Annotated in this window: 25 protein-coding genes and 1 riboswitch; of the genes, 13 read left to right on the top strand and 12 right to left on the bottom strand. The window is 68.6% G+C overall.

The annotated features are described in order from the left end of the window. Positions 1-204: 204 nt before the first annotated feature. The 5 genes from AOM45_RS33385 to AOM45_RS33405 form a co-directional block, all read right to left on the bottom strand. Positions 205-1,401, bottom strand: a complete 1,197-nt coding sequence (locus tag AOM45_RS33385; RefSeq protein WP_051784268.1) for an HNH endonuclease signature motif containing protein — start codon at positions 1,399-1,401, stop codon at positions 205-207. 442 nt (positions 1,402-1,843) lie between these two features. Further along, positions 1,844-3,463, bottom strand: a complete 1,620-nt coding sequence (gene groL / locus AOM45_RS33390) for a chaperonin GroEL (RefSeq protein ID WP_059362828.1) — start codon at positions 3,461-3,463, stop codon at positions 1,844-1,846. 218 nt (positions 3,464-3,681) lie between these two features. Further along, complete coding sequence (locus AOM45_RS33395) at positions 3,682-4,905, bottom strand: serine/threonine-protein kinase (protein ID WP_030470912.1); 1,224 nt, start codon at positions 4,903-4,905, stop codon at positions 3,682-3,684. A gap of 94 nt (positions 4,906-4,999) precedes the next feature. Further along, positions 5,000-5,206, bottom strand: a complete 207-nt coding sequence (locus AOM45_RS33400) for a cold-shock protein (RefSeq protein WP_030470913.1) — start codon at positions 5,204-5,206, stop codon at positions 5,000-5,002. A gap of 79 nt (positions 5,207-5,285) precedes the next feature. Further along, positions 5,286-5,927, bottom strand: a complete 642-nt coding sequence (locus AOM45_RS33405; RefSeq protein ID WP_030470914.1) for an AIM24 family protein — start codon at positions 5,925-5,927, stop codon at positions 5,286-5,288. Between the two features lie 71 nt (positions 5,928-5,998). Here AOM45_RS33405 and moeA point away from each other — a divergent pair, with 71 nt between their 5' ends. From moeA to AOM45_RS33430, 5 genes are all read left to right on the top strand, one after another. Then, positions 5,999-7,195 (top strand): molybdopterin molybdotransferase MoeA, encoded by a 1,197-nt coding sequence (gene moeA / locus AOM45_RS33410; protein WP_030470915.1) that lies wholly within the window; start codon positions 5,999-6,001, stop codon positions 7,193-7,195. A 16-nt stretch (positions 7,196-7,211) separates the two neighbouring features. After that, positions 7,212-8,621, top strand: coding sequence for a M48 family metallopeptidase (locus AOM45_RS33415; RefSeq protein WP_059362831.1), 1,410 nt, complete (start codon positions 7,212-7,214; stop codon positions 8,619-8,621). A gap of 216 nt (positions 8,622-8,837) precedes the next feature. After that, positions 8,838-9,533, top strand: coding sequence for a phosphatidylserine decarboxylase (locus AOM45_RS33420; protein ID WP_030470917.1), 696 nt, complete (start codon positions 8,838-8,840; stop codon positions 9,531-9,533). Beyond that, a complete protein-coding gene (gene pssA, locus AOM45_RS33425) occupies positions 9,533-10,498 on the top strand; it encodes a CDP-diacylglycerol--serine O-phosphatidyltransferase (RefSeq protein ID WP_156094168.1) in 966 nt (321 codons plus the stop codon). The genes AOM45_RS33420 and pssA overlap by 1 nt, the downstream gene beginning before the upstream one ends. Positions 10,499-10,610: 112 nt before the next feature. Continuing rightward, on the top strand, positions 10,611-12,764 hold the full coding sequence (locus tag AOM45_RS33430; protein ID WP_030470919.1) for an AAA family ATPase: 2,154 nt from the start codon (positions 10,611-10,613) through the stop codon (positions 12,762-12,764). 69 nt (positions 12,765-12,833) lie between these two features. On the opposite strand, the gene AOM45_RS33435 is transcribed toward AOM45_RS33430, so the two are convergent. Beyond that, positions 12,834-13,421: a LytR C-terminal domain-containing protein gene (locus AOM45_RS33435; RefSeq protein ID WP_030470920.1), complete on the bottom strand. Its 588-nt coding sequence runs from the start codon at positions 13,419-13,421 to the stop codon at positions 12,834-12,836. Further along, on the bottom strand, positions 13,421-13,699 hold the full coding sequence (locus tag AOM45_RS33440) for a DUF3263 domain-containing protein (RefSeq protein ID WP_030470921.1): 279 nt from the start codon (positions 13,697-13,699) through the stop codon (positions 13,421-13,423). The genes AOM45_RS33435 and AOM45_RS33440 overlap by 1 nt, the downstream gene beginning before the upstream one ends. A 108-nt stretch (positions 13,700-13,807) precedes the next feature. Between AOM45_RS33440 and AOM45_RS33445 the strand changes: the two genes are divergently transcribed. Then, positions 13,808-14,386 (top strand): peptide deformylase, encoded by a 579-nt coding sequence (locus tag AOM45_RS33445; protein ID WP_030470922.1) that lies wholly within the window; start codon positions 13,808-13,810, stop codon positions 14,384-14,386. Here AOM45_RS33445 and AOM45_RS33450 read toward each other — a convergent pair. Then, complete coding sequence (locus AOM45_RS33450) at positions 14,383-15,318, bottom strand: aldo/keto reductase (protein ID WP_156094169.1); 936 nt, start codon at positions 15,316-15,318, stop codon at positions 14,383-14,385. The genes AOM45_RS33445 and AOM45_RS33450 overlap by 4 nt on opposite strands. Positions 15,319-15,390: 72 nt before the next feature. On the opposite strand from AOM45_RS33450, the gene AOM45_RS33455 reads away from it, so the two are divergent. From AOM45_RS33455 to thiD, 4 genes are all read left to right on the top strand, one after another. Next, a complete protein-coding gene (locus AOM45_RS33455; RefSeq protein ID WP_030470924.1) occupies positions 15,391-15,993 on the top strand; it encodes a LysE family translocator in 603 nt (200 codons plus the stop codon). Between the two features lie 96 nt (positions 15,994-16,089). After that, positions 16,090-16,644, top strand: a complete 555-nt coding sequence (locus AOM45_RS53125; protein WP_162185722.1) for a hypothetical protein — start codon at positions 16,090-16,092, stop codon at positions 16,642-16,644. A 59-nt stretch (positions 16,645-16,703) separates the two neighbouring features. After that, a riboswitch (TPP riboswitch) is annotated at positions 16,704-16,828 on the top strand. After that, positions 16,818-18,473, top strand: a complete 1,656-nt coding sequence (thiC, locus tag AOM45_RS33465) for a phosphomethylpyrimidine synthase ThiC (RefSeq protein WP_030470926.1) — start codon at positions 16,818-16,820, stop codon at positions 18,471-18,473. It overlaps the preceding riboswitch by 11 nt. After that, a complete protein-coding gene (gene thiD, locus AOM45_RS33470) occupies positions 18,470-19,285 on the top strand; it encodes a bifunctional hydroxymethylpyrimidine kinase/phosphomethylpyrimidine kinase (RefSeq protein WP_030470927.1) in 816 nt (271 codons plus the stop codon). Before thiC ends, thiD begins: the two co-directional genes overlap by 4 nt. Here the strand turns inward: thiD and AOM45_RS53670 are convergent. Next, positions 19,228-19,773, bottom strand: coding sequence for a TetR/AcrR family transcriptional regulator (locus AOM45_RS53670; protein WP_201780113.1), 546 nt, complete (start codon positions 19,771-19,773; stop codon positions 19,228-19,230). The genes thiD and AOM45_RS53670 overlap by 58 nt on opposite strands. A 60-nt stretch (positions 19,774-19,833) precedes the next feature. On the opposite strand from AOM45_RS53670, the gene AOM45_RS33480 reads away from it, so the two are divergent. The 3 genes from AOM45_RS33480 (at position 19,834) to AOM45_RS33490 (ending at position 22,291) form a co-directional block, all read left to right on the top strand. After that, a complete protein-coding gene (locus tag AOM45_RS33480) occupies positions 19,834-20,247 on the top strand; it encodes an SRPBCC domain-containing protein (protein ID WP_030470929.1) in 414 nt (137 codons plus the stop codon). Positions 20,248-20,634: 387 nt separating this feature from the next. Continuing rightward, positions 20,635-21,777 carry an amidase domain-containing protein gene (locus tag AOM45_RS33485; protein WP_236703925.1) on the top strand — a complete coding sequence of 381 codons (1,143 nt, stop codon included), beginning with the start codon at positions 20,635-20,637 and terminating at the stop codon, positions 21,775-21,777. Positions 21,778-21,796: 19 nt separating this feature from the next. Further along, positions 21,797-22,291 carry a hypothetical protein gene (locus AOM45_RS33490; protein ID WP_156094170.1) on the top strand — a complete coding sequence of 165 codons (495 nt, stop codon included), beginning with the start codon at positions 21,797-21,799 and terminating at the stop codon, positions 22,289-22,291. Here the strand turns inward: AOM45_RS33490 and AOM45_RS33495 are convergent. Genes AOM45_RS33495 through AOM45_RS33505 form a run of 3 tightly spaced genes read right to left on the bottom strand, consistent with a single transcriptional unit; the run spans position 22,288 to position 24,102 of the window. Continuing rightward, complete coding sequence (locus AOM45_RS33495; RefSeq protein ID WP_051784270.1) at positions 22,288-22,710, bottom strand: NUDIX hydrolase; 423 nt, start codon at positions 22,708-22,710, stop codon at positions 22,288-22,290. The two genes, AOM45_RS33490 and AOM45_RS33495, sit on opposite strands and share 4 nt — an antisense overlap. Continuing rightward, a complete protein-coding gene (locus AOM45_RS33500) occupies positions 22,707-23,651 on the bottom strand; it encodes a phosphotransferase (RefSeq protein WP_051784271.1) in 945 nt (314 codons plus the stop codon). Before AOM45_RS33500 ends, AOM45_RS33495 begins: the two co-directional genes overlap by 4 nt. 7 nt (positions 23,652-23,658) lie before the next feature. Continuing rightward, positions 23,659-24,102 (bottom strand): MarR family winged helix-turn-helix transcriptional regulator, encoded by a 444-nt coding sequence (locus AOM45_RS33505; protein WP_233439171.1) that lies wholly within the window; start codon positions 24,100-24,102, stop codon positions 23,659-23,661. Between the last annotated feature and the right edge of the window lie 75 nt (positions 24,103-24,177).

Genomic DNA, 24,177 nt, shown 5'->3' on the forward strand with positions numbered 1-24,177 from the left:
GCGGTTGTTGGGTGCTCGGCTTCGCCATCGACAGCGGTTTGGTGGAGCGGGTCGTGCTTTGCCATCGCGGCTTGTGGAACGCTCGCCGTTGCCTTCGTCTTCGCGGAATTGTTCATCCCGACCCGATCGCCACGCGGCAGGCAAGAAGGCCGCAGCCCATCCAGCCGTCGGGCAGGCAGCATCACTACGCCTGCCCGACCGTGGTCAGGCGGTGTTGATCAGATTGCGTCTGGGACTTCGCTGCGGATCGAGCCACGCCGGGGCGTAGAACGTCGGTATCCCGGTGACCAGCCTGACTTCCCACTCGCTCTGGTGGATCAGCGTGTGGTGGTGGCGGCAGAGCAGCACTGCGTTGTCGACGGAGGTGTCACCGCCGTTGGCCCAGTGTTTGATGTGGTGGGCGTCGCACTGTCTGGGTGGTCTGCCGCAGCCGGGGAAGGCGCAGCCCCGATCCCTGGTGACCAAGGTCCGGCGGATCGCGGCGGGGAAGGTGCGGGTTTTGCGGCCGACGTTGAGTGGCTGGCCTGCTCCGCCCAGCACCATCGGGATGATGCCCGCGTTGCACGCCAGCTCACGCACCTGCTCCACCGGGACGCGGTCGCCGCTGTCGAGCGTGGCGTGGCCGACTCCGTTGGCGAGGTCGTCGTAGGGCATGGTCAGCGTCAGGGTGACCGGCTCGCCGCCGTGTTCGGGGAGTTGGTCGGTGCGCAGCATCAGGTCGATCAGGTCGGCTAGGGCGTCGCCTTCGCGTTCCTCGCGGGTGCGCGGGTCGGGGCCTTCGTCGGCGGTGGTCGGGCGGGGCTTGGCCAGCGGGTCGAGCAGCGCCTCGTACTTGGCGCCGGTCACCTTGTCGAGCTTGGCCCGGATCTCCAGCTTGCCGTTCTTCCAGAACATCGAGTGCTGATTGCCCGGCGGCGCAGGCTTGGGGTCGCGAGGCTCGGGGTCGTTCTGGTGGATGGTGTAGGCGAGTTTCGTGCCCAGACGGCGGACCGTGACGGGCTCGAAGTCACGCGCGTAACCCACCACCGTGACCTCGTGCTCGGCGGGCACGGTCTTCATGATCTCGGCGACCACGGCGACGTGGTCGATCGACAGCGCGCCTTCGGCGACCGCCTCGGCGGTGAGCGGGAGTTTGGGAGCGAGTTCGCTGCCGGTCGGGGTGATCTCATTGGTCAGCAGCGCGGCATTGGCTATCCAGCGCCTGGCGGTGTGGAGATCCCAGCGGACGGCATGCCGCAACACGTGCGGCAAATCCTTGTAACCCAACTCGGCCGCAACCCCACGCCGCTCCAACTCGGCAAGCTTCTGCAATGCAGCGTTCTCACGAACCCGAATTTCCGTCACCTCATCGACGAGACTGCGGAGCAGCTCGTCTGTGGAGAGGAGACGGGTTTCGATCACGTGTTCTAATCTACCGCAAGATCACGACAAGATAACAGGGAAAGCTCGACACAATCGAGTGAATCACCCGACCCCACCCCACCGGGAACGCGATGGCGAAGCCGAGCCGGACAGGGCTATGCGAACGCAGGCAAGCGGTGATGACGGAAGCCGAACAACAAACGCAACCACGCACGACTGCGATTGGGGCTTGACTTTGGGAGCGAGGTGCTAGCCTTTCCGGACCGGGCGGGTGCGGAGCATCCGACCTTTTCCGCCCGACACAGCGCCTCGCAAGGGCCCCGAAGTCAAGCCCCAATCGCAATCGTCGCGAAGCGGCGATGAAATGACCCGGCTCGTCATAAAACCAATGCAACCACGCTGGAACCGCAACCCCCGCACAACCAAAGGCCCGGCCCCACCGAAAGGTGGAGCCGGGCCGATCAGGTCAAGCAGCTGGACCTCAGAAGTCCATGCCACCGGCGTCCGGCGCGGCCGGCGCGGCGTTCTTCTCCGGCTTGTCCGCGACGACAGCCTCGGTCGTCAGGAACAGCGCGGCGATCGAAGCAGCGTTCTGCAGCGCGGAACGGGTCACCTTGGCCGGGTCGATGATGCCCGCGGCGACCAGGTCCTTGTACTCGCCGGTCGCGGCGTCCAGGCCCTCGCCAGCCGGCAGGGACTTGACGCGCTCGACCACGACGCCGCCCTCGAGGCCGGCGTTGACGGCGATCTGCTTCAGCGGAGCCTCGACCGCGACCTTGACGATGTTGGCACCAGTGGCCTCGTCGCCGGTCAGGCGCAGGCCCGCGAAGGCGGCCTCGGCGGCCTGGAGCAGCGCGACGCCACCACCGGCGACGATGCCCTCCTCGACGGCGGCCTTGGCGTTGCGGACCGCGTCCTCGATGCGGTGCTTGCGCTCCTTGAGCTCGACCTCGGTGGCCGCGCCCGCCTTGATGACGGCGACGCCGCCGGCGAGCTTGGCGAGGCGCTCCTGGAGCTTCTCGCGGTCGTAGTCGGAGTCCGACTTCTCGATCTCGGCGCGGATCTGGTTGACGCGGCCCTGGATCTGGTCGGCGTCGCCCGAGCCCTCGACGATGGTCGTCTCGTCCTTGGTGACGACGACCTTGCGGGCCTTGCCCAGCAGCGAGATGTCGGCGTTCTCCAGCTTCAGGCCGACGTCCTCGGTGATGACCTGGCCACCGGTGAGGGTGGCGATGTCCTGGAGGATGGCCTTGCGGCGGTCACCGAAGCCCGGGGCCTTGACGGCGACGGACTTGAAGGTGCCGCGGATCTTGTTGACGACCAGCGTGGCCAGGGCCTCGCCCTCGACGTCCTCGGAGATGATCAGCAGCGGCTTGCCGGACTGCATGACCTTCTCGAGCAGCGGGAGCAGGTCCTTGACCGTGGAGATCTTGGAGCCGAACAGCAGGATGTACGGGTCCTCGAGGACCGCTTCCTGACGCTCGGGGTCGGTCACGAAGTAACCGGAGATGTAGCCCTTGTCGAAGCGCATGCCTTCGGTGAGCTCGAGCTCGAGACCGAGGGTGTTGCTCTCCTCGACGGTGATGACGCCTTCCTTGCCGACCTTGTCCATCGCCTCGGCGATGAGCTCGCCGATGGTGGGGTCAGCGGCGGAGATGGACGCGGTAGCAGCGATCTGCTCCTTCGTCTCGATCTCCTTGGCGGCCTTCAGCAGCTGCTCGGCGACGGCCTCGACGGCCTGCTCGATGCCGCGCTTGAGGCCCAGCGGGTTGGCGCCGGCGGCCACGTTGCGGAGACCTTCGCGCACCAGAGCCTGGGCGAGAACGGTCGCGGTGGTGGTGCCGTCACCGGCAACGTCGTCGGTCTTCTTCGCGACTTCCTTGACGAGCTCGGCCCCGATCTTCTCCCACGGGTCCTCGAGCTCGATCTCCTTCGCGATGGAGACGCCGTCGTTGGTGATCGTCGGCGCACCCCACTTCTTCTCGAGCACGACGTTGCGGCCCTTGGGACCGAGCGTCACCTTGACGGCGTCAGCGAGGGTGTTCATACCCCGCTCGAGACCGCGGCGGGCGTCCTCGTCGAACGCAATCATCTTGGCCATTGCGGTGTGTTCCTCCGCCTTTGTGGATTCTGGGCCACTGCGGGCCGGCAAAGCCCACAGCGGAACACGGTGCAGTGGCCAGGACCGGTGCCCGCGACGGACGACCCCCGGAGGGGCCTCACCTTCCCAGCCTCACTGCTTTGGCACTCGACTCAGCCGAGTGCTAGTTCGTGTTTAGCACTCGGGCACGTCGAGTGCAAGCGAACCCCGGGCGAACGTCAGCGTGAGGTGCGCACCGGCACAGAGGTGGGCAGCGGCTTCTTCGAGGCAGATCCGTCCTCGAGGTTCAGCGTCGGCGAGGAGTTCGTCTTGGGCTGACGTGCGGGCTCGTCGCGCGGCGTCAGGATCAGCACCACGATGATGATCACCACGATCGCCGCGGCGGCCGCGATGACCGGCGCGAACCACGCCGGGCGCTCCTTTTTCGACGACGTGAACGCGCTCACGCCCACCTGGTTCGGCGGGCGCAGCCGGACCGGGTCGGACAGCGGCTGCTGCTGGTAGCCGCCCTGGTACGGCGCCTGCTGCGCGGCCATCGGGCCGGACATCGGCGACTGCACCGGGATCGAGCCGGACGGGGTTCCGAGTTGAGCGGGAGCCGAGCCCTGCGCGACCCCGGCGAGAGCGACGCGGGCGGCGTTGACCAGCTCGGCGCAGTTCGCGTACCGCTGCGACGGGTCCTTCGAGGTGCCCTTGCGGATCACGTCGTCGATGGCCGGCGGCAGCGCCACGAGCTGCGAGAGCGCGGGAACGGTCTGGCCGAGGTGACCCTGGATGACCTCCTGCACACCGCCCTGGAACGGCGGGCGGCCGGACAGGCAGGCGAACAACATGCAGGCCAGCGCGTACTGGTCGGTGCGGCCGTCGACGGGCTCGCCGCGCAGGTGTTCCGGCGCCGCGTAGGTCGGCGAGCCGAGGAAATCACCCGTTCGAGTGCGGTGGCCGGTGGCGCCGCGGCGGGTCAGGCCGAAGTCGGCGACGTAGACGTGCTCGCGCGAGCCTTCCTTGGTGGTCACCAGGACGTTGGCCGGCTTCACGTCGAGGTGCACGAGCCCCTTGCCGTGCAGCATGTCGAGGGCCTCGGCGACCTGCGCGAGCAGCGTCAGCGTGCGCGCAGGGGTGAGCGGCCCCTCCTTGATGTGACCGGAGAGGTCCTGGCCGTCCACCAGCCGCATGGCGATGTACAGCAGGCCGTCGACCTCGTCGAAGTCGTACAGCGGCACGATGTTCGCGTGGTCGATGGCGGAGGTGTTGCGCGCCTCGTCGACGAACCGCTCGCGGAACTCCGCGTCGGGCGCGAGGTGTTCGCCGATGACCTTGAGCGCGACCTTCCGGCCAAGCCTCACGTCCGTGGCCTTGTACGTCACGCTCATGCCGCCGCGACCGAGCACGCCGTCGATCCGGTAGTGCGCGATCCGCCGTCCGCTCAGGTCCTCAGACACGCGAGGCAGCCTAACGCGCGCTCAGATCGTCGTGCTCCGGGTTGGTCGAAGCTGTGATCAGAAGTGCGCTCGGGTGCGGGTGTCCCGCAAGGCACTAACCGGCGCGGCGCACGTCCGATGCCTGGCTGCGTCCGTCCCGTCCGGCCTGCACCTCGAACTCCACCCGGTCGCCCTCAGACAGCGTCCGGAAGCCTTCCATCTGGATAGCCGAGTAGTGCACGAACACGTCGGGCCCGCCGTCGGTTGCGATGAAGCCGTATCCCTTTTCGGAGTTGAACCACTTGACGGTACCGAGAGCCAAGGCGTCCTCCTTCAGACCACGCAAAGAGCAGAACGCAACGCTAAAAGAAGAGGAGTCACTCGGATACCTCCTTACGGAGTCATGAACTCCAGCTGACTCCGTTGGCGCGCAACCAGGTGGTGAGCCGGCGAGGTCCCCGCGTCTGGGTCAGCACGGCACCGGGACCGGCGAAGTCGAACACCAAGCCCTCACCGGTGTGAATGGATTGCACGCCATCAGGCACGGATGGCCGAAGACGGCATTGCACGGTGTCCGCGAACGCCACCACGTGATCGCTGCTGATGGTCACCGCCTCTCCCGCTTCCAGCGTCACCAGGTCGAGCGCGCCGCAACAGGCGAGCACCACCGCGCCCTGGCCCTGTGCGTAGTTCAGGAAGCCCTCTCCACCGCCCAGCAGCGCCTGCAACGGCGGAGCCTCCGGGTTCATCGCCACCGTGCTGCTCGACGCGACCCAGGACAGCCGGTACAGCAGCCACCCGTGCGTCCCGTCGAGCTCGACGAGGTGCAGATCACCCGGCAGCACGGGCGCCGCGTCGATCCAGCCGCCCTCCGCGCCCGCCGTGCACAGCGCGACGGCCTTGACGCCCGTGCCCTTCACCTCGACCGCGAGCCCGTAGCTCGTGGCCGCGATGGTCAGCGGGTCGGCCAGCACCATCTCGCCGGGTGCGAGCACGAGTCTCGCCACGCCGAAGTTCGGTGTGTGCCTGGTCCGGACCTGCACGAACAACACCTCCGGGGAAGAACTCGGCCCAGCGATCGTCACGACCGCCACGACGTTGGCAGTATGCAGTCGTGTCCCCCACCACTGTCGCCGAACACCGCAAGCGCGTCGCGGAGCTCGTCGGGCTGATGCCCGTGTTGCAGCTGCCGCTCGACGAGTGCCTCGGGCTCGTGCTCGCGGCCGACGTGATCGCACCGCTGTCCCTGCCGCCGTTCGACAACTCCGCGATGGACGGGTACGCCGTGCGGGCCGCTGAGCTGGCCGGGGAAGGCCCTGTCACGCTCCCGGTCGCCGACGACATCCCCGCGGGCCGCACGGAGATCTCGCCGCTGGAGCCGGGGACCGTGCAACGGATCATGACCGGCGCCCCGGTGCCGCCCGGTGCGGACGCGGTGATCCAGGTCGAGCTGACCGACGGCGGCACGGAGACCGTGACGATCAACGGAAAGGTCCGGCCCGGCGCGAACATCCGGACCGCGGGCGACGACGTGCAGAAGGGTGATCCGGTGCTGACCGCGGGCACGGTCCTGCGCCCGTCCACCGTCGGTCTCGCCTCCGCGCTCGGGCTCCCCGAGCTGCCGGTGCGCCGCCGTCCGCGGGTGCTGGTCCTGTCGACGGGTTCCGAGCTGGTCGAACCCGGCCGGCCGCTGCAGCCGGGCCAGATCTACGAGTCGAACGGCACGATGCTCGCCGCGGCCGTGCGCGACGCGGGAGGCACCGCCGTGCAGCTGAAGTTCGTGCCGGACGACGTGGAGGAATTCCACCGCGCGCTGACGCCCTACCTGGGCTCGGTGGACGTGATCGTGACGTCCGGCGGGGTGAGCGCGGGCGCGTACGAGGTGGTCAAGGACGCTCTGGCCGGCCACGACGTGAAGTTCACCAAGGTCGCGATGCAGCCGGGCGGGCCGCAGGGCTCCGGGCGGTACGAGGGCGTGCCGGTGCTGACGCTGCCGGGCAACCCGGTGAGCGCGCAGGTGTCGTTCGAGGTGTTCGTGCGGCCCGCGCTACTCGCGTCGATGGGGCACACGCAGGTCGAACGGCCGACCGCGCGCGCAACCGTGACGAGCCCGCTCACGTCTCCTGCGGGTAAGACGCAGTTCCGCCGCGGCCTCTACGACCCGTCGTCCGGTCAGGTCGTGACGCCGGTCGGCGGGCCGGGATCGCACCTGCTGTCCGCGCTGGCGCTGTCGAACTGCCTGATCGAGGTGCCGGAGGACGTCACGGAGGTGGCGGCGGGAGCCGAGGTCGTCGTCAGACACCTGCAGTAGAAGGGCGGACTGGGGGATGAGGGCCGTACTGGCGCTGGTGATGCTCGCGGGCTTCTTCGTGCTCGCGGTGGCACTCGCCGGCGGTCTGGCGGCGATCGCGGTCTGGCGGTTCTCGCTCGGCGACGTCGAGGGCGGCACCTGGGCCCTCACGATCGCGCTCGTGCTGGGCGGACCGGCACTGTGGGCGACGCTGCGGGCGTTGTTCGCGCGGCCGGAGCCGAGCGGGTTCGGGATGACGCGCGACGCCCATCCCGAGCTCTGGCGGCACGTGGACGAGCTGGCGCGGCTCGCGGGCACGCGCGGTCCGGACGACATCCGGCTCGTCGACGGCGCGAACGCGAGCGTGTGGGAACGGCGCGGCGTGCGGTACCTGGAGCTCGGGCTGCCGCTGGTCGCCGGGCTGAGCGTGGGCGAGCTGCGGTCGGTGCTGGCCCACGAGTTCGGGCACTACGGCGGCGGCCACACGCAGCTGTCGGCGATGACGTACCGGGCGAAGCTCGCGCTGGAACTGTCGCTGCGCGAGGGGCACACGTTCGGGCTGCTCAGCGCGTGGGCTCATCTCTACGCGCTGGTCGCCGCGTCGGAGAGCCGTGATCACGAGCGGTTCGCCGACGAGGTGGCGGTCGCCGCGGCCGGGCGGGACGCGGCGCGCAGGGCGTTGCTGCGCAGCGGACCCGTGGGCGAGGCGTGGAACGACTACCTCACGTCGTACGTGTCGTTGGCTTTGACGGCCGGCCGCACGCCGCCGTTGCTCGAAGGGTTCCGCTCCTACCTGCGCCACCCGCGGCGCGTGCACGAGCTCAGGGTGCTGGAGAACGTGATCGCCGAACGCGAGCCGAAGTCGGTGTTCGACAGTCACCCGCCGATCCGCGAGCGGGTGGCCACCATGGCCCTGCTGAGCGGCGAGGACGTCCCGATCGACGAGAGGCCGGGCTGGACGTTGCTCTCGGGCGTCCCGCCGGAGGCCGTGTCGCACCTGCTCGGCGTGCGAGGACCGCGCGCGACGTGGGAGGAGCTCGTCGAGCTCAGCGGACCGGCTCACGTGCGGCGCTACGCCGACGCGTTGCGGCACGCGGGCAAGGTGAGCAAGGTCGGCGAGACGCTCCCGGACGTGCTCGCGGCGTTGGAACGCGGCGAGCTGCACAAGCTCACCGGGGCGCCGGTGGACGCCTCGCTGACCGCCGAGCAGGTGCACGAGGCGGCCGTCGACACCGTGACGGAACTCCTCGGGTACGCGGTCGCCGACCAGCTCCTCACGGCTAATCGCGCGACGCTGCACCTGAACTGGGGCGGAATGTTCGTGCTGCGCCTGCCCGACGGAGCTGCGCTCTACCCGGACGATCTCGTGGCACCCGCCGTCCGTGACGCTAACCGGGTTCCGGAGGTGCGGCTCCGGTTGCAGGCCGTTGGAGTGGACGGATTGTGACGGAACGCTCACCCACCGGCGTTGTTCACCCCATGTGACGGGGATTACACTGAACGCAGGTGCCGGTTCGGCCCGTGCATTCGTCGGGGGATGCACGGGGCGGACCGGCCACTTGCCTTTTCCGGGTCTTCCTGGCAGGCCCGGCGGGCGATTTGGCGTGTTGGCGTAGCGTGATGCCGCCCGACAACCACCGAAGCTACGGAACCCACAGACACGATGAGCAGCGAGAAGCCCGTCTCTCACTTCCTCGAACTCGCGCGCGGCATGGTGCCGCCGATGCACCCGGCCGGTCGCCCGTTCGTCGCCGGCGCGGCGATCGCGACCCTCCTCGTCCGGCTGCGCTTCAAGCGGCTGGGCGTCGTCCTCGCCCTGGTCACGGCGTGGGTGGCGTGGTTCTTCCGCGAGCCGAAGCGCGTGACGCCGACCCGCCCGAACATCGCGACGGCTCCGGCCGACGGCACCGTCTCGCACGTGGTCGACGCCGTCCCGCCCGCCGAGCTCGGCCTCGGCTCGCAGCCGATGACGCGCATCAGCGTGTTCCTCTCGGTCTTCGACGTGCACGTGCAGCGCGTGCCGGCGGACGGCGAGATCGTCCAGGTCTCGTACCACCCCGGCAAGTTCCTCTCGGCCGACCTCGACAAGGCCTCCGAGGAGAACGAGCGCAACACCGTGTGGCTGCGCACCGTCAACGGCCACGACCTCGTCGTCGTGCAGATCGCCGGCCTGGTCGCGCGCCGCATCGTGTGTGAGGTCTCCGAGGGCGAGAAGGTCGCCGCGGGCCAGACCTACGGCCTGATCCGCTTCGGCTCGCGCGTGGACCTCTACGTGCCGCGCGGCAGCCGCGTCCTGGTCGAGGCCGGCCAGCGCACGATCGGTGGGGAGACCGTCCTCGCCGAGCTTCCGGAAGCCTGATGGCTCCGAGCGGGCCGGGCGTTCGTCTGCTACCGAACGCGATCACGGTCCTCGCCATGTGCGCGGGCCTGTCCGCCGTGCACTTCGCGAACGTCGGCATGTGGGGCGCGGCCATCGCCTCGATCGCGGCGGCCGCCGTGTTCGACGGCCTCGACGGCCGCATCGCCCGCCTGCTGGACGCGACGTCGAAGATGGGCGCGGAGCTGGACTCGCTGGCCGACGCCATCTCGTTCGGCGTCGCGCCCGCCCTCGCGATCTACCTCTGGAAGTTCGAGGGCAACCGCGCGGGCTGGGTCATCGCGCTGATCTTCGCGGTCTGCATGGTGGTCCGCCTGGCCCGCTTCAACACGTTGCTGGAGAAGGAACAACCGCCGTTCGCGAAGGAGTTCTTCGTCGGCGTCCCCGCTCCGGCAGGCGGCCTCCTGCTGCTGCTCCCCCTGATCATCGAGGAGCAGGTGCGCACCGACGGCTGGTGGAACGACCCGATCGTCGTGGGCGTGTGGACGGTGATCGTCGCGATGCTGCTGGTCTCCCGCATCCCGACGCTGTCCGTGAAGACCGTGAAGGTCCCGCCGCGCGCGGTGGCACCTCTGCTGGTCCTGATCGCCCTGCTCGGCGCCGCGATCATCACCTACCCGCTGGTGGCACTGATCGTCGCGATGGTCGTGTACCTGGCCCACCTCCCGTACTCGGTGCGCAGGTACATGTGGCTGTCCAAGCACCCGGAGGCCTGGACCGTCACGGGTGTGGAGCGCCGCGCGATCAAGCGCGCGCACGGCGTCGCGGCTCGACGGCTCGGGCTGCGTCAGCCGTTGCACGGTCGTGTGGCCGGTGCGGCGATGCGCGCGGTGCGTCGTCCCCGGCGTGACGCGTCCACGGCGGCGGCCGCGGAAGGCGCGGTGCCGGCGGGCGGGCGTCGCCGTTCCTGGCGGCAGCTCGGCCTCCGGCGGCAGCCCAAGCGCTGATCGTCAGTTGATCGAACCGCGGGCCCGGACACGATGACCGTGTCCGGGCCCGCGGTCTTCGAAGTCCTCACGGCACCCGACGCGCACATCACGAGCAACTAGAGTCGTCGGGGTGATCACGCTGACGGCTCGCCTGTCCCCGTCCGCACTGGACACCCGGCGCGGCGTTGTCCGCCTCCACCCCGAGGTGCTCGACGCCTTGGGCCTGCGCGCCTGGGACGCCGTGAAGCTGACCGGCGCCCGCGTGAGCGCCGCCCTGGCCGCCTCCGGTGAACAACCTCCCGGCGTGGTCCTGGTGGACGACGTGACGCTCACGAACCTGGGTGTGGTCGAGGGCTCCGAGATCGTCGTGGCGCCCGTGCAGGTGGCCGGCGCCCGCTCGATCACCGTCGCCGGCTCCCGCCTGGCCACCACGGCCCTGACCCCGGATCACGTCCGAATGGCGTTGACCGGCAAGGTCCTCACCGTGGGCGACAACGTCTCGCTGCTGCCCCAGGACCTCGCGCCGCCGCCCGGCGCCAACGTCTCCGAGACGCGCCGCAAGCTGTCCAACGCCATCGGCATGACGTGGACCAACGAACTGATCACCATCACCTCCACCGACCCCGCCGGCCCGGTGGCCGTGCAACCGTCGAGCGTGGTGGGCTGGCGTTCGGCCTCGGCCCCCGCCGCCGAGGTGACCCCGGTCGTCGTGCAGGAGAAGCACGAGGCCCTCCCGGTAACCGACCTGGTCGGCCAGAAAGACCAGGCAAGGCGCCTGACCGAATGGCTGGAACTGATGTTCCGCCAACCAGAACTCCTGACCCGCCTGGGCGCCTCGGCCCGCCTGGCCGCCATGGTCAGCGGCCCGGAAGGCGTCGGCAAGGCAACCCTGGTCAGGGCAGTGGCCCAGTCCGTGGGCGCGGAGATCGTCGAACTGGCCGCACCCAGCATCGCCGTCCTCGAACCGGGCGCCATGGCCAAGCAGCTGGGCGACGCGATCGCCGGCGTTCCGGAGCAGCCCACGGTTCTCCTGCTCACCGACATCGACTCGCTGCTGCCCACCGCACCACCGCCAGTGGCAACCGTCGTGCTGGACATCCTGCGCACAGCCGTGTCCCGCCCCAACCTCGCCCTGGTGGTCACCTCGGCCAGGGCCGAGTCGGTGGACGCCCGCCTGCGCGCACCAGACCTGGTGGACCGCGAACTGACGCTTCCCCTGCCCGACACGGCAGGCCGCACCGAACTGCTGCGCGTACTGCTCAGGGACGTCCCGCTCGAGTCCGATGTGGACTTCGGTGAGGTGGCCGCCCGCACACCGGGTTTCGTGGCAGCCGACATCTGCGCGCTGAGGCGCGAAGCCGCCGTCCGAGCAGCCCTCCGACAGCGCGAGGCACCAGAACCCCGTGTAGGACAGGAAGACCTGCTGGCGGCCCTGGGCACGGTCCGCCCGCTCTCGATGTCGGCCTCCGACACGGTCCAGACCGGCGGCCTGACCCTCGACGACGTGGGTGACATGAAGGAGGTCAAGCAGTCCCTGACGGAGGCAGCCCTCTGGCCCCTGCGTTACCCGGACTCCTTCGCCCGCCTGGGCGTTGACCCTCCACGAGGCGTCCTCCTCTACGGCCCTCCCGGCTGCGGCAAGACTTTCCTCGTCCGAGCCCTGGCAGGCTCAGGCCAGCTCAACGTCCTGACGGTCAAGGGCGCCGAACTGATGGACAAGTTCGTGGGCGAGTCAGAACGAGCGGTCCGGGAACTCTTCCGCCGAGCGGCAGACGCGGCCCCGGCTCTCGTCTTCCTGGACGAGGTGGACGCCCTGGCCCCGAGGCGAGGCCAGTCCTCGGACGCCGGTGTGGCAGACCGGGTGGTGGCAGCCCTGCTCACCGAACTCGACGGCGTGGAACCTCTGCGAGACGTGGTGGTGATCGCCGCGACCAACCGCCCAGAACTGATCGACCCGGCCCTGCTCCGCCCGGGCCGCCTGGAACGCCTCGTCTACGTCCCGCCGCCGGACGCCGAAGCGCGCACGGAAATCCTCAAGGCCGCCTCCCGCAACACCCCACTGGCGAACGACGTGGACCTGCCCGCGCTGGCAACAGAGCTGGACATGTACTCGGCGGCGGACTGCGCGGCCCTGGTGCGAGAAGCGGCACTGACGGCGATGCGGGAGTCCCTGGAGGCAGCCGAGGTGACGCACGCACACCTGGCCAAGGCCAGGCAGGTGGTCCGCCCGTCCCTGGACCCGGCACAGCTGGCGTCTCTGGCGGCCTACGCGGCCAACCGCTGAGCGGCGGGGTGCAGCCCCGAAATCCCTGAACAGGAACGGCGACTGGTCCGCCTGCGAAACAGGCGGACCTTACTTGCTCTTGGAAACACCCTGATAGTCATTGGTGACGATCAGAATGATCCCGGCGGCAGCAGACTGAATCCCCTCGAACCGAGGTTCGACCCGTGCCCGCAACACCACGGCCAGCTCCTTCGCAGAAGCCTCTTCATCAGTGCCAGGCCGGTAATAGACCGTGGTGGTAGGGATGATTCCCTGCGAGTAGTTGCCCTTCTCGGCAACCTCCCACCCGTTGGCCCGAACCTCGTCTGAGGCCTTGTTCGCCAACCCGGTGATGTTCGAGTTGTTGTAAACGCGAACCGGCACCTTCACCGCCCCAGGCTGCTGGGTGACCGGTGGCGCAGCCGCAGAAGTCGTGGTCGGCGGAGCCGCGGTGGTGGTCGCGGCAGGCGCAGAAGACGCGGTGGTAGGGCCAGGCGACTCCGACGTCGTCTGCACAGGCGGCGTCTCGGAAGACGACTGAGCAGCAGGCGGAGACTCCTTCCCACCCCCGAACAAACTGACGACACCAATGATCAACGCCACCGCGGCAACGCCGAGCAGCGCGAAGCCGGCTGCCTTGGCCGGGCGGGACGGGCTAGCGGACTCGGGGGAGGTCATCAGTCCTCGGTGCTCCTGGCGCGTGCGCGAACCCTCTGTCGGCCTGTCCGCACGCCGCGCAACCGCTTGACCAGCATCGGATCGGCAGCCAGAGCGGCTTCCTTCTCAACGAGGTCGTTGAGCAGCTGGTAGTAGCGAGTGGCCGACATGTCGAACAGTTCCCTGATGGCCTGTTCCTTGGATCCCGAGTACTTCCACCACTGACGCTCGAACGCGAGCATCGTGCGTTCGCGGCTGGTCAGGCCATCAGCGGTGGCTAGCGTCTCGGCGTGATCCATCTGGCTCCCCACGGTCGCCACACCATCTCAGGTGCGGGCAATTCAATCACGTGATCGTTCCAACCTACCGCGCGACACCGACAGTTTTGGACGGCTTAAAGTCTGGGCATGGCCGTGCACCGCATCTGCATCGTTGGCGACCCCGTGCTCCACAACCCGACGCGCGAGGTCACCGAGTTCGACACCGAGCTGAAGACCCTCGTCGACGACATGTTCGAGACGATGGCCGCCGCTCGCGGAGTCGGGCTCGCGGCCAACCAGATCGGTGTCGACCTGCGAGTTTTCGTGTACGACTGCCCGGACGACGAGGGCGTCCAGCACCGCGGCGTGATCTGCAACCCCGTGCTGGAGACCTCCGAGATCCCCGAGACCATGCCGGATCCGGACGACGACTTCGAGGGCTGCCTGAGCGTTCCCGGTGAGGCGTACCCGACCGGACGCGCCCAATGGGCGAAGGTGACCGGCCAGGACGTCGACGGGCAGCCGTTCGAGGTCGAGGGCACCGGCTTCTTCGCGCGCTGCCTGCAGCACGAGACCGACCACCTCAACGGCTACCTCTACATCGACCGTCTCGTCGGCCGGTACAAGAAGGAGTCGAAGCGGATGCTGCGCGACAACGAGTGGGGGCAGCCGGGCCTCTCGTGGGACCCGGCCGACCCCGCGAACTTCGACGACGACGAGGACTAGGGCCGCAGCACCGACTCGACCTGGGCCAGTTCGTCCGCCGAAAGCGGCCCGAACGCCAGCGCACCCGCGTTCTCCTCGACCTGGGCCACCGTCCGCACGCCCGGAATCGGGATCAGCCGGGGAGAACGCGCCCAGAACCACGCCAGCGCACCCTGCACGAGGGTCCGTCCGCCCGACGTCAGCACGTCGCGCACGGCCTCCCTGGCCTGCAAGTACTCCGATGAGGGCTTCCCGTCGACGAAGAACCGCAGCCAGGTCGGGTTCGTGACGCGCACGTCGTCGGCGGGCAGCTCGGTGAACGTCTCCCGCGCGAGCAAACCCATCGCGAGCGGACGGCGGCACAGCACCGCGTACTCCCCCGCGTACATCTCCGGGTTGTCGAACAGCAGGTTGATGTCGGCCTGCGCCGCGACCCCGTGCTCACCGGCCGCGAAGAACCGCGCCCGCTCCACGTCGTCCGTGCTCCACCCGTAGCCGAGGATCTTGCCCTCGCGCACGAGCACCTCGCACTCGTCTCGCAGCAGCGCGGCCTGCTCCAGCGGCAAGTCACCGACGTGCAGCTGGTACAGGTCGATCCGGTCGGTACCCAGTCGCCGCAACGACCCCTCGACGGCGCGGCGCAGGTACTCGACAGACCCCTCGTCGCCGGTCATCCGGCGCGCCGCCGGGTCGAACCCGCAGCCCCACTTCGTCGCGATCACCACGTCGTCGCGCACTGACGCAAACGCTTGCCCGACCACCGTCTCCGCATGGCCGCAGCCGTAGACGTCAGCGGTGTCGAACAGCGTCACGCCCAGCTCGAACGCCCGTTGCAACGACTTCACCGACTCGGCGTCGTCAGCCGGTCCCCATCCAACCGGCGCACCGTCCGGGCCGGAGAACGGGCCACCCATCGCCCACGTGCCGAAACCCAGCTTCCCCATGTCCGTCATGAGCACCACCGAACATGCTGGAGCGCGCTCCAGGTCAAGAAACAAGTTGCTGCCGTCAGCGACCATCGACGCATGCCACTGGAAAACATCGTCGCCTTCGTCGCGGCCTCGTTCCTCATCGCACTGTCGCCCGGACCTGGCACGGCCATGGTCCTGCGACAGTCGGTGCACGGGCGGAAAGCGGCGCTGGCGACGGTGTTCGGCATGGAGGTCGGCGTGGCCTGCTGGGCGATCGCCGCTGCTCTGGGCCTGTCCGTGCTGCTCACGGCGTCCGAGATCGCCTATCACGCACTGCGGATCGGCGGCGCGGTCTTCCTGATCTACCTGGGCGTGAAGGCCCTGCTCAGCAAGACCAGGCCCGAGGCCGCACCTCCGCCGGCGAGCCACGCGTTCCGCAGCGGCCTGATCGTGAACCTGGCCAACCCGAAGCTCGGCGTGTTCGCGATCTCGTTCCTACCGCAGTTCGTGCCTGCCGGGGAGGCCGGCCAGGGGGTTCTGCTCTTCCTCGCCGTCGGCTGGGTCCTGATCGACACCGTCTGGTACCTGATCATCGTGTCGATCCTGCACACGATCCGCGGCTGGCTCAGCCGCCCGCGGGTTCGCCCGGCGCTCGAGAAGCTGTCGGGCGGCGTGCTGCTGGCGCTCGGAGTCAGGCTGGTACTCGACCCGCGTTGAGATGGGGTCGCCCCGGCGCCAGAACAGCTCGGGCAGCCCCGCCAGCTCGGCGAACGTGTGGCAGGCGGCCATCGACGCGTAGCCGCCTGCCAGCACGTGCGCACGGATCCGGTCGAGCCTGCCGAACTCGATCACCTCACCGGCGATCAGGAACGGCAGGACCAGCTGCCAGGCCTGCACCACCGCGGGCCTGCGCCGGTGAGGTGCGCGCAGGGCAGCGCGGGCGACTCGCAGAAGGTGCTCGTTCGCGCTCATCGTGTACGGGTGCGCCGAGTGGTCCCAGTGCCACCGGCGCTCCTCGGTCACCGCGCAGCGCACGCACTCGACCGGTCCGGTGCCGAGCTCGGCGCCGCAGCGGGAGCACGCCAGCAGCGTCATCGCCCAGTCGACGCACGTCCACGGGTACTGGCCGACGTCCGCGGAGGTGACCAGCTCGGCCAGCTCCCGGTCCGCCAGCTGGGACGACGTTCGCAGCGCCTCCCAGTCCGCGAGCCAGAACTGGTCGAGCAGTTCCGCGCAGAAACCACAGTCGGGGTAGCCGCGACCTGCGAGTTCACCGCAGGACGGGCATGCCGAGACCACGGCGGGACGTTGACCGCGACGCGCGCCGGGCGGGAACGGCTGATGATCCGCCACGAGGGAAGAGATTAGGGGCAAACGACGGCCTTGGCAGCTGTGGCGCGCGCTGACTATGGTCGGTTCTCGACAACTCAACACAACGCGGGAGCTCGCGCCTGAGCGGGCTGAGAGGGTGACTGGCTCCTGTGCCGGTGTCACCGACCGCCTGAACCTGACCGGGTAATGCCGGCGTAGGGAGGAATGTCGTGACGGCACTTGACGACCGTTCGGTCAAGCCCAGTGTGACCACCGGCCCGATCTCGGGCTCGCGCAAGGTGTACCGCGAGGTGTCCCCGGACATCCGCGTGCCCTACCGCAGGGTGGAGCTGACCAACGGCGAGCATGTCGATCTCTACGACACTTCCGGTCCGTATACCGACGACAACGCGACCATCGACGTCCACAGTGGACTTCCTGACCTGAGGTCGGGGTGGATCGCCGCACGGGAACCGATCAACGGAGCTGTCAGCCAGCTCGCGTACGCGAAGGCCGGGATCATCACCCCGGAGATGCGCTACATCGCGACGCGGGAGAACCTCGACGCGGAGTTCGTGCGCAACGAGGTCGCCATCGGGCGTGCGGTGATCCCGTTGAACCGCAAGCACCCCGAGGCCGAGCCGATGATCATCGGCAAGAAGTTCCTCGTCAAGATCAACGCCAACATCGGCAACTCCGCCGTGTCGTCGTCGATCGAGGACGAGGTGGAGAAGATGGTGTGGGCGACCCGCTGGGGTGCCGACACGATCATGGACCTGTCCACGGGCAAGCGGATCCACGAGACGCGCGAGTGGATCCTGCGCAACTCACCCGTCCCCGTCGGCACCGTGCCGATCTACCAGGCGCTGGAGAAGGTCAACGGCGATCCGGCCTCGCTGACGTGGGAGATCTACCGCGACACCGTGATCGAGCAGTGCGAGCAGGGCGTCGACTACATGACCGTGCACGCGGGCGTGCTGCTGCGGTACGTGCCGCTGACGGCCAAGCGCGTCACGGGCATCGTCTCGCGCGGCGGGTCGATCATGGCCGCGTGGTGCCTCGCGCACCACAAGGAGAGCTTCCTCTACACGCACTTCGAGGAGCTTTGCGACATCCTGCGTGCCTACGACGTGACGTTCTCGCTGGGTGACGGGCTGCGGCCGGGTTCCATCGCGGACGCCAACGACGAGGCGCAGTTCGCGGAGCTGCGGACGCTGGGCGAGCTCACGCACATCGCGCGGGCGAAGGACGTCCAGGTCATGATCGAGGGCCCCGGCCACGTGCCGATGCACAAGATCGCCGAGAACGTCCGGCTCGAGGAGGAGTGGTGCGGCGAGGCGCCGTTCTACACCCTCGGGCCGCTGGCCACGGACATCGCGCCGGCGTACGACCACATCACGTCCGCGATCGGTGCGGCGCAGATCGGCTGGCTGGGCACCGCGATGCTCTGCTACGTCACACCGAAGGAACACCTCGGCCTGCCGAACCGCGACGACGTGAAGACCGGCGTGATCACGTACAAGATCGCGGCGCACTCCGCCGACCTGGCGAAGGGCCACCCCGGCGCCCAGGACTGGGACGACGCGTTGTCCAAGGCGCGCTTCGAGTTCCGCTGGGAGGACCAGTTCAACCTGTCGCTCGACCCGGACACCGCGCGCTCGTTCCACGACGAGACGCTCCCCGCGGAACCGGCGAAGACGGCGCACTTCTGCTCGATGTGCGGGCCGAAGTTCTGCTCCATGAAGATCACGCAGGACGTGCGGCGCTACGCCGAGGAGCGTGGGCTGTCCACTGTGGAGGCGATCGAGGCGGGCATGGCGGAGAAGTCCGACGAGTTCGCCGACACGGGCAACAAGGTCTACCTCCCGGTCGTGGAGACTTCGTGACCGAGACACCACCCAGGGTCCTCACCATCGCCGGAAGCGACTCCGGCGGTGGTGCGGGCATCCAGGCCGACCTCCGCACGCTCTTCGCGTGCGGAGTGCACGGCTGCGTCGCGCTGACGGCCGTGACGGTCCAGAACTCCCTGGGCGTCACGGGTGTCGCCGAGATCCCGGCGGAAACCGTTGCGGCGCAGATCATCTCGGTGGCCGAGGACATCGGCGTGCAGGCCGCGAAGACCGGCATGCTGGCGTCGGCGGCCATCATCGAGGCCATCACGCCGGCGCTGGACCGCGTCGGCATCGGTTCGGGGAAGACGCCTTTCGTCGTCGACCCGGTCTCGGCCTCCATGCACGGCAACCAGCTGCTCGCCGACAACGCGCTGGACGCGTTGCGGGGCCTGCTGTTCCCGCGCGCGACCCTGGTGACGCCGAACCTGGACGAGGTCCGGCTGATCACGGGGATCGAGGTGAAGGACCGCGCGGACCAACGGGTGGCGGCGGAAGCGTTGCACTCGCTCGGCCCGCGGTGGGTGCTCGTGAAGGGCGGCCACATGTGGGACGACCCGGAGTGCCTCGACCTGCTCTACGACGGTCGCGAGTTCATCGAGCTCTCCGGACCGCGGTACGAGATCGAGCACACGCACGGCAGCGGTGACACGTTGGCGTCGTCGATCAGCTCGGCGCTGGCCCGTGGCGCCTCCGTTCCGGAGGCCGTGAAGTTCGGCAAGGACTTCATCGTGAAGTCCGTCGCGGCCGCTTATCCCCTGGGCGCCGGCGTCGGCCCGGTGTCGCCGCTGTGGAGGCTCGACAGGTAGCGGGCGTACATCGCCTTCAGGTCCGTCGTCTCGGGATCGAGCAGCCAGACCGTCAACGCGCCTTCCAGGAACGCGATCAGCTCTGTCGCGGCCGCTTCTCCGAGTTCTTCGGCGAAGTGGCCGCGCAGCAAGCGGTTCCGCGCGCGGAACCGGTGCGTGATCTCGTCGTCGCGTGCCAGGTGCTCGGCCTGCAACACCGTGTGCAGCGTCGCCAAGCCCTTGTGCGCCATGGTGTATTCCGCGTCCTCGAGCAGCGCGGGGATGAGGTCCTTGGAGGAGACGCGAGCTGCCGCCCGTGCGTCGAACTCGTCCAGAACCGCCTTGAGCAGGTTCTCCTTGGACCCGAAGTGGTGGATCACCGCCGACGGCGTGACGCCGGCCTTCTTCGCGATGGCCGCAACCCCAGTACCCGCGTACCCGTTGACGCCGAACAACTCGATCGCGGCGTCGACGATCTCGCGACGTCGCTCGACGCCGCGCTGCTGCACCTGACCCTTGATCCCGACGATGGGAAAAAGACTAGCCTGGCTCCATTATGCTGAACAACCATGCAGGAAAATGAGGTCAGGACAGAGCTGGTCATCCCCGCGCCGATCGACGACGTGTGGCGGGTGCTGGTGGACTTCGCGGGCTACGCGAAGTGGAACCCCGTCATGGAGTACACGCAGGTGGACGGGGTGAAGACGAAGGTGAAGGCGGCCAGGGGCACGGCGTTCGAGCGCGAGTTCGACGGCGAGATCACGTCGGCGGAGCCCTACGTGCTGGCGTCCCAGGGCGGCGATCCGGCGACGTTCTTCGGTCGCCACCGCTGGGAGCTCAGGTCCGTGGACGGTGGCACGCACCTGGTGAACGTCGAGTCGTTCACGGGCACGATGGCGGCCGGGGTGCTGACGCAGACGCGGGACGTGCTGGCGGCGGAGTTCGACACCTTCAACCAGGCGCTGGCTCGCGTCTTCGCCTGAGCATTCCATGTTCACCGACAAACAATTCCCCGCGACCCGTCAATCTTATCTGAAGATTTAATTCACTCCTTCACTTTCACTCGAACAGTCTACAACCAAGAGATGATCTAGAGGTAAGGTTGATTGTGGTCGCCCGGCAACGGGGACGGAGCGGCCGGGGGGTTGCCGTCAGAAGTGGCCGGCAGATATTCCACTTTCACCGGGGGACAAGCAGCTGCACGCGTCGCCCGATTTCAGGATGCCGTGCGCACTCCGGACACCAGTTCGACAAAGGCTCTATTCGGACCCATCGGTACCGGGAGCCCACGAGGTGCCCCCTTTGAAGCAATGACGTACAGAGGGGTGAGAATGTCCAGACTCAGACGAGCATCAATTCTCTTGTCCGCAGTGCTCCTCGCGGCATCTTCGGTATCAGCCCATTCGGGTGCCGCGGCGGTGGCGGCTCCCGGCCTGTCCCACACTCAGGCACAGGAGTTGCTGCACCGGTATCTGGCAGAGCGGGCGTTCAAGGTCACGCAGCCCGCCGCCGCCACTGCCGGTCGCTCTCTGACCGCCGTGTCCGTCACGCCGGCTTTGCGGGCCCGTCTCGATGCCGAATCCCATCTGCTCGACCAGGCACGCGCCCTCACCGCGAACACGTCGTGGCGGGGTTACGCCAAGGCCGACGTCGGTGTGGTCGTGGATCACCTCGAGTCCGGCGGCCCGTCCAAGGTCAACGTGCACGCCACGGAGCGGACGAAGTTGTACTTCGGGAACGTGGAAGGCAATGCGCCGCAGTTCGAGGGCTACAGCCTCGAACACGACTTCGTGTTCGTCGAGCAAGGTGGCGTGTGGATGCTCGACGCCGCGACGCCGAAGCTGGACGGCGGCGGGCCACCGATGGCGACCCAGTACGGCGTCAAGGTCGCCCGCAAGGACGACGGCCAGAAGGCACCGTCCCTGCCCGGCTCGCTGCCGTCCGCGAACGTGATCACCGCGGCCCGGGCGGGAGCCCAGGCACCCGCGGGCGTGACCGACAAGCGCCAGATCGCCAAGTCGGACGTTTCCGCGCAGTACAACTACACCGCGATGTACACCTACGCGATCGCCCACTGGGACAACTACAACTCGTCCTACCGGACGTTCGACAACGACTGCACCAACTTCATCTCCCAGATCATGGAAGCCGGGGGCTGGACCTACGAGTCCGGGTTTTACCAGGACAACCACTACTGGTGGTACAACTTCCTGAACCAGACGTACAGTTGGGCCGGCGCACACAACTGGGGCGTGTACGCACAGGTGTATTCGCACCGCACGGCGCCGCTGGCGTACGTCTACCAGATGCTGGTGACCGACGTCCTGCAAGCGGACTGGGAAAACGACGGAAACATCAACCACACCATGATCGTGACCGGATATTCGGGATCTGCCGGAGCGGCCAGCGAAATCTTTCTCACCTACCACACGACGAACCGGTTGAACGTGCCTTTCTGGGGCTGGCTGCTGCCACAGGAGCCGAACGCGGTGTGGTTCGCACACCGCACCTGATGGGATAATCTTCGATGTCATGAGCAGCCACCGGCAAGGCGCTTGGCATCGCTTCCGGGGGTGGCCGGCGCTCGTGCTGGTCACCGCCGGAATCATCGCCACAGTTGTGGTCGTATTACTTGTTTCGGGTAATTCATCCGGCGGGGCGCCGACTCGGGAGGAAGCCGTCGCTTCGTACGTGGACGCGTTGAACCGCCGCGATGCCGAGGCGTTGCAGCGGCTCTCCGGGAACGAGGGGCCGGCTCTCACGGCAGGCGTGCAACGACGGCTCGCTGAGTACGGTGGCCGCGAGATCAGGTTGACCGGCTCCGAGCTTCTGGACGGCGCCACCCCAGACCACTCGTACGCGGTGCTGTCCGGGTCGATGACCGGTGCCAACACCACCTACCGAGAACGCCTCTACCTGCGCGACGAGGACGGCCGTTGGTACGTCGATCTCCGCGAACCGCTGTCCCCGACGGACTCCCGTCCGCTGCCGCCCGCGAACACCGTCGTGTCTTCGACCGGTCGCTAACTCGCGTCTTCGCCGGCGAGAGCTGATCCGTGTCGCAGGCGCTCGAACCACGTGCCGATCGAGCGCCGGTAACCGGACGGCATGGTCAGGCCGTCCAGTTCAGCCTCGGTGAACAGGCCGAACTCCGCGTGCTCCGAGGACAGCACGGGCTCGCTGTCGCCCGCCACGAAACAGCCGTAGGTCACGATGAAGACGTTCTTCCCGACGGCCGCGATGTAGTACATCCACGCGTCGAGGATCGGGCCGGTGACCACGTTCCACCGCGTCTCCTCGGCGATCTCCCTCGCGACGCACTGTTCCGGCGTCTCGCCGGGCTCGATGCGTCCGCCGGGAAGCTCCCACTCCTCGCGGTCGTTCCTCAGCAGCAGCACCCTGCCGTCCCGGACCACGACGCCCTTGATCGAGACGGGCCACCTCATAGTTCAGGGTTCGCCGAGTACAAGGTTTCGACGACGTCCTCACGTTCGAGAACTGCGGCGCACCAGGCGAAGTGGCCGTCGGACCCGTCCGCGCTGAAGGAATTGGCCGTCGCGATCGCATAAGCCGCTCGGTAGAGCAGCATGCGAGCGAGCGAGTGGCCGTGCTGTTCCACCAGCACGGCCGTCAGCGCGTCGTCGGAAACACGGGCGCCAGGGCCGTACATGTCGAAGATGCCGGCGGCGACGGACGCTTCGAAGGTGTGGTCGCCGGCCGTGGTGAGGAAGCTCCAGTCGATCACGGCCGTCACCCGGAACTCGTCGTCCACCAGGATGTTCGGCGGGACGAGATCGCCGTGCAGGATCCGGTCGGGACCCGGTGGCACCCGCTTCAGCAGACGCTGCACCCGCACCAGCTTCTCGTCGAAGTCCGTGATCCTGGCGCGCAGCACCTCGGCGTGGGCCACGGCTCGCCGTTGGACCAGCGCCGCCAGGGCTTCGGTCCAGCGCTGATGTCCCGCCCACAACGACGTGGTCTCGTCCAGCACCGTCAACGCCCGTGCCGCGGGTCCGGCCTGTGCACCGGCCAGCCCGGTCGCCGCCGCCAGCGCAGCCTCGTGCGCCACCGCGAGGGGAATCCGCTCGTCCTGCAGCAGAACCGACAGCGGCGTGCCGGGCAACCGGCGTTCGAGCGTCACGGCACGCCCGTCCACCTCGTCGATCTGGACGATGAGCGGTGTCTCGTACGGCAGGTCCTGGGCGAGCAGTTCCTGCTGGAACTCCTGTGTGAGCAACAGATCAGCGGCCCCGCGCTGGAACCAGACCTTCCCGACCAGCCCGTCGCCCAGGTCGTGGACGACCCCTTCCACGCCGCGCCCCAGAAGCGCGACGGCAGGGTGGCCCTGCGCGCGGAAGTGGTCGGCCCAGCGCTCGTCCTGGATCACGCGCCCGCTACTTGGACTCTTCGCCGACGAGCGTCTCCAGCGCGTCCAACGCGTTCACCAGCGCGGCAACGTGTTCCGGCGTGAGCTGCTCGATCCTGCGCTGGAGCTCGCGCACTCGCGCGGACCGCACGCCGGACACCATCGTCTCGCCCTCGGGCGTGGGGGTGGCGAGCCAGGCGCGGCCGTCCTGCGGGTCGGGTTCGCGCTTCACGTAACCGGCTTCCACCAGTGCGGCGACGATGCGGGACAACGTCGGCGGCGCCACGCCTTCCTTGTTCGCCAGGTCGCCCAGGCGCATGGGGCCGCACCTGGCCAGCGTGGCGAGCGCGGAGACCGCGCCGGGGCCGAGTCCGGGGGAACCGGTGCGTCGCAGCAACCGGGCCAGCCGGCCGATCGCCAGGTACAGGCGCGCGGTCGCGTCCTCGACCTCGGCGTCAATGGGGGCCGTCACGGCTAGTCGTCCTCCTCGGCGGATTTCAGGTAGTGGTCAATCATCCCCCAACACGTGAGTACCCAAGGTAGCGAC

The organism is Lentzea aerocolonigenes (assembly GCF_000974445.1).
Taxonomy (GTDB): domain Bacteria; phylum Actinomycetota; class Actinomycetes; order Mycobacteriales; family Pseudonocardiaceae; genus Lentzea; species Lentzea aerocolonigenes.